This window comes from Lysobacter sp. Root667 (genome assembly GCF_001427715.1).
Taxonomy (GTDB): domain Bacteria; phylum Pseudomonadota; class Gammaproteobacteria; order Xanthomonadales; family Xanthomonadaceae; genus Lysobacter.
The window spans coordinates 277,692-291,253 of sequence record NZ_LMHF01000013.1; the positions used below are offsets into that span (position 1 = coordinate 277,692).

General features: G+C 68.3%; 14 protein-coding genes. 8 read left to right on the plus strand and 6 right to left on the minus strand.

Going from position 1 to position 13,562, the window contains the following annotated elements; all coding sequences use genetic code 11:
• Positions 1–193: 193 nt before the first annotated feature.
• Positions 194–1,654: a class II fumarate hydratase gene (locus tag ASD78_RS14030; RefSeq protein WP_082575629.1), complete on the plus strand. Its 1,461-nt coding sequence runs from the start codon at positions 194–196 to the stop codon at positions 1,652–1,654.
• 153 nt (positions 1,655–1,807) lie between these two features.
• Here ASD78_RS14030 and ASD78_RS14035 read toward each other — a convergent pair whose 3' ends face one another.
• The 6 genes from ASD78_RS14035 to ASD78_RS14060 form a co-directional block, all read right to left on the minus strand.
• Entirely contained in the window at positions 1,808–2,335 is a 528-nt protein-coding gene (locus ASD78_RS14035) for a hypothetical protein (RefSeq protein ID WP_156087765.1), read from the minus strand.
• A gap of 38 nt (positions 2,336–2,373) precedes the next feature.
• On the minus strand, positions 2,374–3,141 hold the full coding sequence (locus ASD78_RS14040) for a DUF4097 family beta strand repeat-containing protein (protein ID WP_200944209.1): 768 nt from the start codon (positions 3,139–3,141) through the stop codon (positions 2,374–2,376).
• A 129-nt stretch (positions 3,142–3,270) separates the two neighbouring features.
• Positions 3,271–4,338: a hypothetical protein gene (locus ASD78_RS14045; RefSeq protein WP_055906547.1), complete on the minus strand. Its 1,068-nt coding sequence runs from the start codon at positions 4,336–4,338 to the stop codon at positions 3,271–3,273.
• Positions 4,335–5,219: an ABC transporter ATP-binding protein gene (locus ASD78_RS14050; RefSeq protein WP_055906550.1), complete on the minus strand. Its 885-nt coding sequence runs from the start codon at positions 5,217–5,219 to the stop codon at positions 4,335–4,337. Before ASD78_RS14050 ends, ASD78_RS14045 begins: the two co-directional genes overlap by 4 nt.
• Positions 5,216–5,590, minus strand: coding sequence for a GntR family transcriptional regulator (locus ASD78_RS14055; RefSeq protein WP_055906553.1), 375 nt, complete (start codon positions 5,588–5,590; stop codon positions 5,216–5,218). Before ASD78_RS14055 ends, ASD78_RS14050 begins: the two co-directional genes overlap by 4 nt.
• 3 nt (positions 5,591–5,593) lie before the next feature.
• On the minus strand, positions 5,594–6,007 hold the full coding sequence (locus tag ASD78_RS14060) for a hypothetical protein (protein WP_056102465.1): 414 nt from the start codon (positions 6,005–6,007) through the stop codon (positions 5,594–5,596).
• Positions 6,008–6,160: 153 nt separating this feature from the next.
• On the opposite strand from ASD78_RS14060, the gene ASD78_RS14065 reads away from it, so the two are divergent.
• The 7 genes from ASD78_RS14065 to ASD78_RS14095 all read left to right on the plus strand — a co-directional run bounded on the left by ASD78_RS14065 (position 6,161) and on the right by ASD78_RS14095 (position 13,562).
• Positions 6,161–6,745 (plus strand): glutathione peroxidase, encoded by a 585-nt coding sequence (locus ASD78_RS14065; protein WP_082575630.1) that lies wholly within the window; start codon positions 6,161–6,163, stop codon positions 6,743–6,745.
• Positions 6,746–7,002: 257 nt separating this feature from the next.
• On the plus strand, positions 7,003–7,959 hold the full coding sequence (locus ASD78_RS14070; protein WP_055906558.1) for an FKBP-type peptidyl-prolyl cis-trans isomerase: 957 nt from the start codon (positions 7,003–7,005) through the stop codon (positions 7,957–7,959).
• 147 nt (positions 7,960–8,106) lie between these two features.
• Positions 8,107–8,907 carry an FKBP-type peptidyl-prolyl cis-trans isomerase gene (locus ASD78_RS14075; protein WP_055906561.1) on the plus strand — a complete coding sequence of 267 codons (801 nt, stop codon included), beginning with the start codon at positions 8,107–8,109 and terminating at the stop codon, positions 8,905–8,907.
• Positions 8,908–9,006: 99 nt separating this feature from the next.
• On the plus strand, positions 9,007–10,353 hold the full coding sequence (locus ASD78_RS14080; protein WP_056102468.1) for a UDP-glucose/GDP-mannose dehydrogenase family protein: 1,347 nt from the start codon (positions 9,007–9,009) through the stop codon (positions 10,351–10,353).
• Positions 10,354–10,364: 11 nt separating this feature from the next.
• The gene (locus ASD78_RS14085; protein ID WP_055906568.1) at positions 10,365–10,598 is read left to right on the plus strand and encodes a SlyX family protein; all 234 of its coding nucleotides are present in this window, start codon (positions 10,365–10,367) and stop codon (positions 10,596–10,598) included.
• Positions 10,599–10,683: 85 nt separating this feature from the next.
• Positions 10,684–11,379 (plus strand): DUF2058 family protein, encoded by a 696-nt coding sequence (locus ASD78_RS14090; RefSeq protein ID WP_056102469.1) that lies wholly within the window; start codon positions 10,684–10,686, stop codon positions 11,377–11,379.
• A gap of 68 nt (positions 11,380–11,447) precedes the next feature.
• On the plus strand, positions 11,448–13,562 hold the full coding sequence (locus ASD78_RS14095) for an acyltransferase family protein (RefSeq protein ID WP_056102472.1): 2,115 nt from the start codon (positions 11,448–11,450) through the stop codon (positions 13,560–13,562).

A 13,562-nucleotide genomic window follows, 5' to 3' on the forward strand; every position in this document is an offset into this window, starting at 1 on the left:
CAGGCCGCCCGCACTCGACGCCCGCGGGCGCGGCGGCCATCATGGCGGTCGCCAGCGATGTCCGATGCCAGCCTCCTGCGCGGCCCTTGTTTCGACCGGCCGCGCACCCGACCTCATCGACGTGGCCTCGCGCCGGCCGTTCCGCCCGCGCGCCGCCACGGCTCGCAACCCCCACGATTCCATGGAGTTGGCAATGGCGACCCAACGCAAGACCCCGGCCCGATCCGCGCCGAAGCAGCCCTCCGCCGCCGAGCCGGCCTTCCGCCTGGAGCACGACAGCATGGGCGAGTTGCGCGTCCCCGCGGCCGCGCTCTGGGGCGCGCAGACCCAGCGCGCCGTGCAGAACTTCCCGATTTCCGGCGTGCCCATGCCGCGCGAGTTCATCCGCGCCCTGGCCTACGTCAAGGCCGCGGCGGCCGAGGTCAACGGCGGCCTGGAACTGCTGGACGAAAGCCAGTGGCGGGCCATCCACGCCGCTGCGCTCGACGTCGCCGGCGGCCGCCACGACGCCCAGTTCCCGATCGACGTGTTCCAGACCGGCTCGGGCACCTCCAGCAACATGAATGCCAACGAGGTGATCGCGACCCTGGCCTCGCGCACGGGCAAAGTCCGCATCCACCCCAACGACCACGTCAACCTGGGCCAGAGTTCCAACGACGTCATACCGACCGCGATCCGGGTGTCGGCCAAGCTGGCCGCCACCGAATCGCTACTGCCGGCGCTCAAGCACCTGCGCAAGACCATCGAGCGCCGCGCCAAGAGCCAGGCCAAGGTCACCAAGACCGGCCGCACTCATCTGATGGATGCGATGCCGCTGACCTTCGGCCAGGAGTTCGGTGCCTGGGCGGCGCAGCTGAGTTCGGCCCAGGAGCGCATCGAGGACAGCCTCAAGCGCCTGCGTCGGCTGCCGATCGGCGGCACCGCGATCGGCACCGGCATCAACGCCGACCCGCGCTTCGGCAAGGCGGTCGCGCGCGCCCTGTCGTCGCTGACCGGGACCAAGTTCGAATCCGCCGCGGACAAGTTCGAAGGCCTGGCCGCGCAGGACGACGCGGTCGAGCTGTCGGGCCAGCTGTCGACGCTGGCGGTGGCGCTGACCAAGATCGCCAACGATCTGCGCTGGATGAACTCCGGCCCGCTCGCCGGCCTGGGCGAGATCGAACTGCCGGCGCTGCAGCCGGGCAGCTCGATCATGCCGGGCAAGGTCAATCCGGTGATTCCGGAAGCCACCGCCATGGTCTGCGCCCAGGTCATCGGCCACCACGCCGCGATCACCGTCGCCGGCCAGAGCGGCAACTTCCAGCTCAACGTGATGTTGCCGCTGATCGCCTACGACCTGCTGGACTCGATCCGGCTGCTCGCCAACGCCATGCGCCTGCTCGCCGACAACGCGATCGCCGGGCTCAAGGTGCGCGAGGATCGGGTGCGCGAGGCCCTGGACCGCAACCCGATCCTGGTCACCGCGCTCAATCCCATCATCGGCTACGAAAAGGCGGCCGCGATCGCCAAGCAGGCCTACAAGGAAGGCCGGCCGGTGCTGGAGGTCGCGATCGCCGCGACCGGCATGGCCGAGAAGGAATTGCGCCGGCTGCTGGACCCGGCCGCGCTGACCCGCGGCGGCATCCACGGCGCGGGGGGAGGCGGCGGAGGCTGAGGTTCGGGCACCGCGGGAATGAACGCTGCAAGCTCGCGCACACGGCGCGGCTGGGTGAACCTCGGAACTCGCTTCGAAGCTACGGTTCGAAGCGAGAGGTTCGAGCGGGTGCCCGCCGCAACACCGGAGTAACGGCGGGCACCGGCGCTCGAATTAGGATTGGCAGTCGATGACGTCGCCCTGGCTGAGGTTGGCGTAGGGCTTGAAGGCGGGCAGGGTCTCGACCAGGCTGTCCTGGGCCTTGCGCATCTCGATCACCCGCTTGCACAGGCGCATGGCCTGCTGGGCCATGTTGTTGGCCTCGGCATCCATCTTGTCGCCGGCGCTGCCCGGATCGCCCTTGACCAGGCCCTCGATCGCGCTGCCGACGGCCTTGCCGGCCATGCCGGCGCCGGCCTTGCCGAGCGCGACGCCGTCGTCGCGCACGCCGATCGCATTGGTGTACAGGCGCTGGGCCTGAGCGCGCTGGTCCGGCGTCAGGTTCACCGCCTTGCCTTCGATGCTCAGATCGCCTTTATCGGTGATGACCGCGATGCCGCCATCGCCGTGCAGGCTGATGCGGTCGTCGCCGAGTTCGATGTGGTTGAGAACGCTGTTGCCCGTCACGATGCGGTCCTGGCTGCCGCAACCGGCGAGGGTGGCGGCGATCATAATGGCGGCGAAAGCGGCGGCGAGTTTCATGGCGGAGTCCTGGCGGCGGCTATGGCGGGTGAGGGAAATCATTCGTCGTCTTTCGGTACGTCGACCGAACCGGCGATGTCGCGGTGGCCGACCGAACCGCTGCCGACCGAGCGCACGCGCAGGTTGCCGCGCACGCCGTCGACATCGAGGTCGCCGGAGCCGATGTCGTCGACCTCGACGCTGCCGCCGACCTGGCGCAGCTCGACGTCGCCCGAGCCGATGTCGCCGACCTTGGCGTCGCGCGCGACCCGGCTGGCCTTGAGGTCGCCCGAGCCGACCGACACCACCTGCAGCGCGCCGATGTCGTCGAGCACGATGTCGCCGGAGCCGACGTCGGCGGTGACCAGGCCGCGCACGCGCTGGGCCTTGACGTCGCCGGAGCCGACATCGGCGCTGAGCGCGGCCACGCCGGTGGCGCGGGCGTCGCCGGAGCCGACGTTGAGCTGGACCATCAGGTTGTCCGGCACGGTCGCGGTCAGCTTCAGGTAGGCGTAGTGGTTACCGCCGAAGTTGAACCAGGAGCGCTCGCTGCGCTGCGCCACCACCACCAGTTTGTCGCCGACGCGGTGCTGGGTCAGGGTGAGTTCGGGCAGGTACCGGGCGTCGGAGGCGCAGGCGCGGCCGTGGACCTCGCTGCGGGCGCCGGTGACGACTTCCAGCTCGTGCGGGCCGATGTCGAACACCACCGCCTTGGCGCCGGCCAGGTCCAGTTTCAGATCGCGGGCCTGGGAATGCTGGCAGTGGCCGTCCTGCGCCAGCACCGTCATCGGCAGCAGGGCGAGGACACCGAGGATGAGCTTACGCATCACGAACTCCTGTCGGGTCGGACCCGCCGGAGCGGCGGGCGTCGCGTACTCAGATGCGGGTCGAGCCAGGAGGGTTGCATCGCGTCGCGCTCGGCGCGGTCCGGGGGCGGACCGCGCCGGCGCCGGGGATCAACCCTCGTCGCGCCAGCGGCGCAGGCGGACCGCGGCGAAGATCATGGCCGCGCCGGCGGCCGCGCCGATCCAGAGCTGGGCGCTGCCCAGCACCGAGTACATGGTGCGCAGGTTGATGACTTCGTGGATCACCGAGGGGCCGTCGCCGCTGATTTCGCCGATGTGCGCCGCGTCGATCCAGGTGGCGGGGAACACGCTGATCAGCGAGCGGCCGACCACGTTCTTCCAGAACCAGACGCTTTCCAGGTCGAACAGCTGCATCAGGTCGAACCAGGAGACGAAGATGCCGGCGAACAGCGGGATCATGATCGCCCACAGGAACGGCTTGCTACGGGCCCAGGACGAGCAGAGCATCAGCCAGCCGACGGTCGGCAGCGCCCACAGTGCGTAGATCGGGATGCAGGCCAGCATGTTCAGGCCGACCTTGAACGGGCTGCCCGGTCCCCACAGCAGGGCGATCGGGTTGCCGCCGTGGAACAGCACCGCCACGCTCATGATGATCAGGAAGCCGAGCATGGTCACGATCGAGGCGGCCACCGCCAGGGCCGGCGCCATCAGGGTCGCGCTGGCGACCTTGGACAACACGGTCTGTCCGTCGGAGACCGGCAGCGATTTCCAGAACAGCACGCTGCGGTCCTTGCGCTCGTCGTAGAGGCTGCCCAGGCAGTAGAAGAACACCACGAAGGCCAGCACTATCAGCGGCCAGCTGCCGGCCATGAACAGCATGCCGTCGACGGCGCCGCCGAGTTCGCGCATGTCGTCGGCGCTCATCTTCTCGGTCAGCCGCGACAGGTCCAGTCCGTTGAGCTCGAACTTGCCGCCGTCGGTGTTGATCATGGCGTGGTTGCTGGAGCTGGCGACCCGGCGCGCGGCCAGTTCGCCGACGCCGATGCCCATGGTCGCCAGCAGCAGGAAGATCGCGCCGGCCAGCAGCGGAGCCCACAGGAAACCGCCGCGGTGCTCCCAGAATTCGCGCCGCAGCAGCAGCCGGAAGGTATGGGTGGGATGGACCGCGGCGACAGCGCGCGGAGCGGGGCGGTCGGCGTTGATGTCGAGCGCGTTCATGCGTAGGTCCCCTTCATGGTGGCGACGAACAGGTCGGCCAGGCCGGGCGTTCGGGTCTCGCCGAGTTCGGCCAGGCGGTCGTGCGGCGCGCCGTCGAACAGCATCACGGTCTTGCCGAAGGGCAGGGCGCGTTCGTCGAGCGGCTTGAGCGCTCGCGCCTGTTCCAGCTTGTCGGCGTTGACCAGTACTTCGACGAAGCGGTCGCCGAGGATTTCCATCTCGCTGTTGAGCACGACCTTGCCGTCGCGGATGAACATCACGTCGGTGAGGATGTGTTCGATCTCCTCGACCTGGTGGGTGGTGACGATGATGGTCTTGTCCTCGTCGAAGTAGTCTTCCAGCAGGCGCTGGTAGAACTGCTTGCGGTAGAGGATGTCCAGGCCCAGGGTCGGCTCGTCCAGGACCAGCAGGCGGGCGTCGATCGCCATCACCAGGGCCAGGTGCAGCTGCACGATCATGCCCTTGGACAGTTCGCGTACCCGCAGGTTGGGCTTGAGCTGGGTGCCGGCGAGGAAGCGTTCGCACTTGGCGCGGTCGAAGCGCGGGTGCACGCCGGCGACGAACTCGATGGCTTCCTTGACCCGGATCCAGCGCGGCAGCACCGCGACGTCGGCGATGAAGCACACGTCGCGCATCAGTTCGTCGCGCTGGGTGCGCGGGTCGCGGCCCAGCACCTTGAGGTCGCCTTCGAACGGGATCAGGCCGAGGATGGCCTTGAGCGCGGTGGTCTTGCCGGCGCCGTTGGGGCCGATCAGACCGACGATGCGGCCGGCGGGGATCTCGAACGCGGTGTTGTCGAGCGCGACCTTGTTCTTATAGGCCTTGCGCAGACCGCGGGCGCTGACTACGTGGGAGACGCTGGCGAGGGTGTCGGCGTTCATTGCGCACCCGCCTTGGCGTTGCCGGCGGTGAGCAGTTCTTCCGTGCTCAGGCCCAGTCGCAGGATGCGTTCCAGCACCAGCGGCCATTCTTCGCGCAGGAACCGCTCGCGTTCGTTCAGCAGCAGTTTCTTGGCAGCCTCTTCGGTGACGTACATGCCCAATCCTCGGCGTTTTTCGACTAGAGCCTCGTCCGCCAGTTCCTGGTAGGCGCGCGAGACGGTGATGGGGTTGAGCTGGTACTCGGCCGCGACCTGCCGCACAGAGGGCAGGGCATCGCCGGGCTTGAGCACGCCGTCGAGCATCATCGCGACGACGCGCTCCTTCAGCTGGCGGTAGATGGGAGCGCCGTCGCTCCATTGAATGGCGGTCATGGTTCAGCCCCGCGGTGCGAAAGAGAAATAAGGCATGACTAAGGCCTGGCGATTGCGCTGCTTGGCCTTCCGGGCTTTGCGATGCGGTTTTTCGTCGTCGGCCGACTCCGCGGCTGATACGTTTTCGAGTGCGTTGGCCAGGGCGACGGCCGTAGCCAGTTCGGCGGTCAGGGCCGCGGCGTCGGCCAGGGTCTCGACCCGCTCGGCGCGGGCTTCGATGCGTTGGGCGGCCTGGGCTTCGGCACGGCGGGCGATGGTTTCGGTGCTCAGGGACAGCGGTGCGGCTGCGGCCTGGGCGACCACGGGGAGGGCGGCCGGGGCTTCCGGCAGGGCCGGATTGGCGGCGACCAGGGCCAGCACCATGGTGGCGCCGCTGACCAAGATGGCTGAGATCGAGTTATGGAGCTTGCGGTTCATGGCGAACGTCCTGCTCGTTGGTAGACCGGTGTTGTATGCAACTATAACACCAAAACACGCCCGGTCAAGTCCGCCGGACCCAACTGAAGTCATACTTGGCCCACCGGCCGTCCGGCCCCCGTCATGTCCGAGCCCGCCATGTCCGCTTCAGCCATGCCCGCCCCAACCCCCCGAATCCGCCGTACGGCCGCTGTGGCCGCCGTTTCCCTACTCCTGGTCGCCGGCCTGGCCTCGGCCGCGGGCGCCTTGCTGGACCGCAGTTACCGGCCCCTGGCCGGCAAACAGGCGGTGAATCTGCGCCAGAGTTACGGCGGCGACGTCGTTTTGGTGGTCAATACCGCCAGCAAATGCGGTTTCACCCCGCAGTTCGAGGCCCTGGAAGCGCTGCACGCCAAGTACAAGGGCAAGGGCTTCGCCGTGCTCGGCTTCCCCTCGGGCGACTTCAAGGCCCAGGAATTCGAGGACGAGAAGCAGATCCAGGAGTTCTGCACGCTCACCTACGGGGTCAAGTTCCCGATGTTCGAGAAGGTGCACGTGATCGGCGATCAGGCCACTCCGCTGTACCAGGACCTGGCCCGCAGCGCCGGCGAAGCGCCGAAGTGGAATTTCCACAAATACCTGATCGGCCGCGACGGCAAGCTGATCGCCAGCTACGGCAGCAAGATCAAGCCCGATGACCCGACCGTGGTCGCCGCGATCGAAGCCGCGCTGAAGGCGCCCAAGCCCAAGGCCGGGTGAGCGATCCATACGATTCGAGCCCGCGCAGGATCGCGCGGGCTCGCAAACCGTGACGTTTTCGCCGCGATTGCCGACACGGGCGCAGCCCGCGACAATGGCGGACTTGCGCCTGCATCCGGGCGTGGATCTATCCCTTTAAACAAGCACGCTTAAAACAAGCACGTTCAGAACAAGCACGTTCAGAACAAGCACGTTCAGAACAAGCACGTTTTAGACAAGCAAGTTACACAGGCCCATTACACAGGAGTAGGGACCCGATGAAGGCTTTCGTGCGCGGCGCAGCTGCGCTCATCACCACCGCGGCCGTGCTCAGCAGCACGGCGGCCATTGCCCAGGACAAGACCGTGCTGACCAACGAACGCGAAAAGATCAGCTATGCGATCGGCCTGGACGTAGGCAAGTCGATCAAGCCGGTGGGTCCCGATCTGGACATGGCCGCGTTCGAGAAGGCCGTGCGCAACACCTTCGACGGCGGCAAGCCGCTGATCAGCGAAGACGAGGCGCGCGCGACCGATCAGGCCCTGCGCGCACGCGTGGCCGCGCGCGACGGCAAGTCGGCGCCGGGCACCGCGCCGGGCACGCCGCCGCCGGCGCCGCCCGCAGTGGCGAAAGACAAGGTCGCCCAGCTGGTCGGCGGTTACATGGTCGGGCCCTCGCTGGCGCCGATCAAAGCCGAGATCGAAGTGCCGGTGCTGATGCAGGCCGTGCGCACCGTGCTCGGCGAAGGCAAACCGCTGCTGAGCGAGGTCGAGGAAAAGGCCGTGCTGACCGCTTTCAGCGAGCGCATGCGCAAGAAGATGGAAACCGAAGCGGCCGCCGTGGGCGACAAGAACCTCGCCGAGGGCGCTGCGTTCCTGGCCAAGAACAAGACCGTCAAGGGCGTGTTCACGACCCCGTCGGGCCTGCAGTACATGGTCCTGCGCCAGGGTTCGGGTGCGCGTCCCAAGCCCGGCGACCGGGTGCGGGTGCACTACAAGGGCACCTTGCTCGACGGCACCGTGTTCGACAGCTCCTACGACCGCGGCCAGCCGGCCGATTTCGGCCTCAATCAGGTCATCCAGGGCTGGTCCGAGGGCGTGGCGATGATGCCGGTCGGCGGCAAGTTCCGCTTCTGGATCCCGGCCGCACTGGCGTACGGCGCCAAGGGCGCGCCGCCGAGCATCGGCCCCAACGCGACCCTGAGCTTCGAAGTCGAACTGGTCGAAATCCTGTAAATACCGTCGGTGTCCGGCGTCACGGCGCCGGACCCGCGCGGCATGCGATAAGCGAAACGTTCAGCTGGCCGCTGGCACCTTGGCGGCTCCCCCGATGCAATACGGCATGACCGAGCAGGCATGCCTCACCACCAGGAGTTCCGTTTGATGAAGCCCTTCCTGCGTCACACCGCCCTCGCGCTCGCCGTGGGCTCGCTGGTCCTGTTCGCCGCCGGCTGCGACAAGAAAGCCGACGGCAAAGCCGACGCGACCAAGTCCGAGACCGCTAAGGACGAAGGCAAGGGCGACGTCAAGAACATCCCCGGCCTGGCGACCGAGAAAGAGCAGGTCAGCTACATGATCGGCCTGGACATCGCCAAGTCGCTGGAGATGGCCAAGGACGAGATCGACCTGGACACCATCAACAAGGCGATGAAGACCTCGCTGGCCGGCGAAAAGCCGCTGATGGACGAGAAGCAGGCTGCGGAAGTGCGTGACGCGTTCGCGCAGAAGATCCAGGCCAAGCAGATCGCCAAGATGATGGCCGAGGCCAAGAAGAACCTCACCGACGGCGAGGCCTTCCTGGCGACCAACGGCAAGAAGCCGGGCGTGGTCACCACCGCCTCGGGCCTGCAGTACCAGGTGCTGACCGAAGGCAAGGGCGCCAAGCCCAAGGCCACCGACGTGGTCCAGGTGCATTACAAGGGCACGCTGCTCGACGGCAAGCAGTTCGACAGCTCCTACGATCGCAACCAGCCGGTCGAGTTCCCGCTGCAGCAGGTGGTCCCGGGCTGGCAGGAAGGCATCGCGCTGATGCCGGTCGGCAGCAAGTACAAGCTGTGGATTCCGAGCAAGCTCGGCTACGGCGAGAAGGGCACCCCGGGCGGTCCGATCCCGCCGAATTCGGTGCTGGTGTTCGAGGTCGAGCTGCTCAACATCCTCGGCGGCCCCAAGGCCGGCGGCAAGTAATCAGGCCGCTTCGCCCCAGCGCATAGCGCGCACGCGTGTCCGGCGGCGGAGTTCGCCGGACACGAACGCAACATCGTTGCATGAACCAGAGGGCCCCCCATGCGCGTCACGATTTTCGGTACCGGTTACGTGGGCTTGGTCACCGGTACCTGCCTGGCCGATGTCGGCCACGACGTGGTCTGCGTCGACATCGATGCGGCCAAGGTCGAGGGCCTGGGCCGCGGCGTGATCCCGATCTACGAGCCGGGCCTGGAGCCGATGGTCAAGGCCAACCACGCCGCCGGCCGCCTCCACTTCACCACCGATGCCGCCGCCGCGATCGGCCACGGCGATCTGATCTTCATCGCCGTCGGCACCCCGCAGGACGAGGACGGCAGCGCCGATCTTCAGTACGTGCTCGCCGTCGCGCGCACCATCGGCCAGCACATCGAACGCCCGGTGATCGTGGTCAACAAGTCGACCGTGCCGGTCGGCACCGCCGACAAGGTCCAGGCCGCGATCGCGCGCGAGCTCGCGCAGCGCGGGGCCGATGTCGCCTTCGACATGGCCTCCAACCCCGAATTCCTCAAGGAAGGCGATGCGGTCAACGACTGCATGCGTCCGGACCGCATCGTGATCGGCGCCAACAACCCGGCCGCGGTCGAAAAGCTCAAGCGCCTGTACGCGCCGTTCAACCGCAATCACGAGCGCATCATGGTCATGGACCTGCGCTCGGCCGAGCTGACCAAGTACGCCGCCAACGCGATGCTGGCGACCAAGATCAGCTTCATGAACGAGATCGCCAACATCGCCGAGAAGGTCGGCGCCGACATCGAAATGGTCCGCCAGGGCATCGGCTCGGACCCGCGCATCGGCTGGCACTTCATCTATCCCGGCGCCGGCTACGGCGGCTCGTGCTTTCCCAAGGACGTGCAGGCGCTGGCCCGCACCGCCGAACAGCACGGCTACGCGCCGCGCCTGCTCGATGCGGTCGAGGCGGTCAACGACAGCCAGAAAGGCCATCTGTTCGAGCTGATCCAGCGCCACTACGGCGGCGACATCGCAGGCAAGACCTTCGCGGTCTGGGGCCTGGCGTTCAAGCCCAATACCGACGACATGCGCGAGGCCTCCAGCCGCCGCCTGTTGGCGCAGCTGTGGGAAGCCGGCGCCAAGGTCCGCGCCTACGATCCGGAGGCGACCGAAGAAGCCCAGCGCATCTTCGGCGAGCGCGACGACCTGGTGCTGTGCGATTCCTCGCGCGCCGCCCTGGCCGACGCCGACGCCCTGGTCGTGGTCACCGAGTGGAAGCAGTTCCGCAGCCCGGATTTCGCCCGCGTGCGCAATGCGCTGGCCGATGCGGTGATCTTCGACGGCCGCAATCTCTATCACCCCGATGAAGTCGAGTCGGCGGGCCTGGCCTATTACGGCATCGGCCGCGGCCGCTCGATCCTGCTGGACACGCCGTGAGCGCGGGCGCGATGAGTACCGAAGTCGAGCAGCGCCTGGTCGATCTGGAAACCCGGCTCGCGTTCCAGGAGCATGCCCTGGTCGAGCTCAGCGACGCGCTCGCCGCCGCACGCGACGAGGAAGCGCGCACCACGCTGCTGCTGCACCGGGCGCTGGAAGAGCTGCGCCAGTTGCGCATGTCGATGTCCAGCGGCGGCCCGATGAGCAGCGACGCCGCCAACGAACCGCCGCCGCCGCATTACTGAGCGCCGCGGCGCGTTCACTGCGGCCGCCCGGCCTCGTTAGAGACATAGTCCCCCCACGTTCGAATCAAGCCGAAGATCCAAGCCGATGAGCGACACACTGCGCGACCAACTGTTAGGCCTGGGCTTCAAGCCCGCGCCCAAGCCCGAGCGGCCCGAGCGCGGCAACGATCCCAAGCGCGGCGGTCCCGGCCGTCGCGACGGCAAGCCCGCGCAGGGCGCGCGTGCCGATGCGCGCGGTCCCGCCGGCAAGCCGGCCCAGCACCGCAACGATCCGCGCCGCGGCGCCGGCGCCAAACCCGCCGCCCACAAGCCCGCGCAGCCCGGCCAACCGGGGCAGGGCAGGCCGCGTTCGCGCGAGGACATCGACCTGGCCAAGGCCTACGCCATCCGCGCCCAGCGCGAGAAGGACGAGCGCATCGCCGCCGAGCAGGCCAAGCAGGAGGAAGCGCGCCTGCGCCGCGAAGCGCGCGCCAAGCTCGCCGAACTGGTCAAGGATCAGACCCTGAACGTCGCCGACGCCGATATCGCCCGTCATTTTCCCTATGGCGGCAAGATCAAGCGCATCTATGTGACGTCCGACCAGCTCAAGGCGCTCAACGCCGGCGAGCTGGGCGTGCTGCAGATGGACGGCCGCTATCTGTTGGTGAGTGCGCAGATGCTGGCCCAGGCCGAGGCGCTGTTCCCGCCCGCGGTCGCGCTCAAGATCGATCCGAACGCGCCGGCGCAGGACGATCCCTACGCCGATCCGCAATACCAGGTGCCCGACGACCTGGTCTGGTAAGGTCGCGGCGCCCTGCGCCCACCCACGCCGCGTGACGGCGCACGCGGCGCGGCCGCGAATGGAATCCGATGCGCGTCGAAGAATCACAGCCAGGTTATCTGCCCTATATCGACGGCCTGCGCGCCGTCGCCGTGCTGGCGGTGGTGGCCTACCACCTCAACGCGGTCTGGCTGCCGGGCGGTTTCACCGGCGTCGACATCTTCTTCGTCATTTCCGGTTTCGTGGTCAGCGCCTCGGTTGCGCGCTTCCCGCGCGCCGGCTTCTTCGAGTCGCTGCTGCGCTTCTACGCGCGCCGCCTGCGCCGGATCGCACCGGCGCTGATCGCCTGCCTGCTCGCGACCTGCGTCGTCAGCGTCCTGTTCATCCCCGAGGCCTGGCTCAGCGAGACCAGCCGCAACACCGGGCGCATGGCCTTCTTCGGGCTCAGCAACTTCGTCCTGGCCGCCACCGGCAACGACTACTTCTCGCCCAAGGTCGAATTCAACCCCTACACCCACACCTGGTCGCTGGGCGTGGAGGAGCAGTTCTACCTGGTGTTCCCGCTGCTGTTCCTGGCCTGGAGCTACGGCGCGCGCAAGCGTTGGATGTCGGTGGCGCTGTTCGCGGCCGGCGTGCTGGCCTCGCTGTGGTATGCGCGCCTGCTGACCCAGGCCGGCGACCGCACGGTCGAAGCCTTTTATCTGAGCACCAGCCGCTTCTGGCAGCTGGGCGCCGGCGTGCTGCTGTACCAAGGCCTCACGCTCGCGGGCGTGCCGGCGCGCGCAGGCGGGGGCGGCGCAGGCGCGTGGCCGTGGCTGCGCTCGGCCGGCCTGGGCCTGTCGGTATTGTTGATCGCAGCCGGCTTCGCCTACGCCCGACCCGCGCATTCGCCCTGGACCGATGGCCTGTGGCCGGTGCTGGGCACCGTGGGCCTGCTCGGCCTGTTGTACGCCGGCGGTGCGGGCGGCTGGCTGGGCCGCTTGCTGTCGACGGCGCCCGCGGTCGGCATCGGTCGCATCTCGTATTCGTTGTACTTGTGGCATTGGCCGGTGTTCGTGCTGTTCCGCTGGACCGTGGGCCTGGAATCGCCGGGCACGCGCGCGCTCGCCTTCGCCTTGGCCCTGCTGCTCGCGGTCGCGTCCTACCGCCTGGTCGAGAAGCCGCTGCGTCATGCCGGCCCCCTGGTGCGCATGCGCAACTGGGGCTTCGTGACCGCGGCGGTGCTGGTGGTGTTCGCGTCCAGCTCGATCTACCGCCACATCGCGCGCCATCAGGACGACTATTCGCTGAGCGTGGTCGCCCATAACGCCAAGGACTGGTACCCGTACGGATCGGAAACCGATTCCGCCTATCCGGGTTGCAAGGTCGTGCCGCGTACCGAACAGATCGAAGGCGGCGCGGCCTGGGTTTACGAGCGCAGCGGCTGCGAGCGTGCGGCCGACGATGGGCGCCGCCTGTTCGTCGCCGGCGACTCGCATGCCAGCGGCTACTCGGAAATGCTGCAGCGCTCGACCCTGGCCAGCGGACGCATCGCGACGCTGTACTTCGCCGGCGGCTGCGGCGTGGCCGGCTTGCTGGACCGTCGCGAATTCGACAACCCGCAATGCCGCGCCTATGTCGACGCGGTCCTGGCCGATGTGGGCCGCAAGGCCCGCGACGGCGACGTGCTGTTCCTGCCGGCGCTGCGCCTGCCGCGCCTGTCCGAGCAGTGGATGCTGTTCGACGAGCAGGCCGCGCTGACCGCGATGTTCAGCGCCAGCACCGATGCGGCGCGCAGCCAGGGCGAGGCCGCCGCGATCGAACGCCTGCGCCCGCTCGCGCAGCGCGGCGTGCGGATCGTGTTCGAGGCGCCCAAACCCTTGTTCCGCGCGCCGCCGTACCGTTGCTCGGACTGGTTCAACCGCGACAACCCGGTGTGCGCACGCGGCCTCACGATCGAACGCGATTTCCTGCAGCGTTACCGCGCCCCGAGCGTGGCGGCCTTGCAGCGCGTGGCGGGGCAACTGCGCAACGCCAGCGTCTGGGATCCGTTCCCGGTGCTGTGCCCGGGCGCGACCTGCGCCGCGGTCCGCGACGGCCGGCCGCTGTATTTCGACGGCGACCATCTCAGCGGTCATGGCAACCGCGTGCTGCTGCCGAGCTTCGCCGCGCATTTGCAGGGTTTGGCGGCAAACGCGCCCGCCGCGGTGGCCGGCACACACTGA

Excerpts from the sequence above, each read along its gene's own strand:
- ASD78_RS14085 (WP_055906568.1), top strand. The coding sequence starts at position 10,365 with ATGAGTACCGAAGTCGAGCAGCGCCTGGTCGATCTGGAAACCCGGCTC.
- ASD78_RS14040 (WP_200944209.1), bottom strand. The coding sequence starts at position 3,141 with ATGCGTAAGCTCATCCTCGGTGTCCTCGCCCTGCTGCCGATGACGGTG.
- ASD78_RS14070 (WP_055906558.1), top strand. The coding sequence starts at position 7,003 with ATGAAGGCTTTCGTGCGCGGCGCAGCTGCGCTCATCACCACCGCGGCC.
- ASD78_RS14090 (WP_056102469.1), top strand. The coding sequence starts at position 10,684 with ATGAGCGACACACTGCGCGACCAACTGTTAGGCCTGGGCTTCAAGCCC.
- ASD78_RS14075 (WP_055906561.1), top strand. The coding sequence starts at position 8,107 with ATGAAGCCCTTCCTGCGTCACACCGCCCTCGCGCTCGCCGTGGGCTCG.
- ASD78_RS14060 (WP_056102465.1), bottom strand. The coding sequence starts at position 6,007 with ATGAACCGCAAGCTCCATAACTCGATCTCAGCCATCTTGGTCAGCGGC.
- ASD78_RS14095 (WP_056102472.1), top strand. The coding sequence starts at position 11,448 with ATGCGCGTCGAAGAATCACAGCCAGGTTATCTGCCCTATATCGACGGC.
- ASD78_RS14030 (WP_082575629.1), top strand. The coding sequence starts at position 194 with ATGGCGACCCAACGCAAGACCCCGGCCCGATCCGCGCCGAAGCAGCCC.
- ASD78_RS14065 (WP_082575630.1), top strand. The coding sequence starts at position 6,161 with ATGCCCGCCCCAACCCCCCGAATCCGCCGTACGGCCGCTGTGGCCGCC.
- ASD78_RS14055 (WP_055906553.1), bottom strand. The coding sequence starts at position 5,590 with ATGACCGCCATTCAATGGAGCGACGGCGCTCCCATCTACCGCCAGCTG.
- ASD78_RS14045 (WP_055906547.1), bottom strand. The coding sequence starts at position 4,338 with ATGAACGCGCTCGACATCAACGCCGACCGCCCCGCTCCGCGCGCTGTC.
- ASD78_RS14035 (WP_156087765.1), bottom strand. The coding sequence starts at position 2,335 with ATGAAACTCGCCGCCGCTTTCGCCGCCATTATGATCGCCGCCACCCTC.
- ASD78_RS14050 (WP_055906550.1), bottom strand. The coding sequence starts at position 5,219 with ATGAACGCCGACACCCTCGCCAGCGTCTCCCACGTAGTCAGCGCCCGC.
- ASD78_RS14080 (WP_056102468.1), top strand. The coding sequence starts at position 9,007 with ATGCGCGTCACGATTTTCGGTACCGGTTACGTGGGCTTGGTCACCGGT.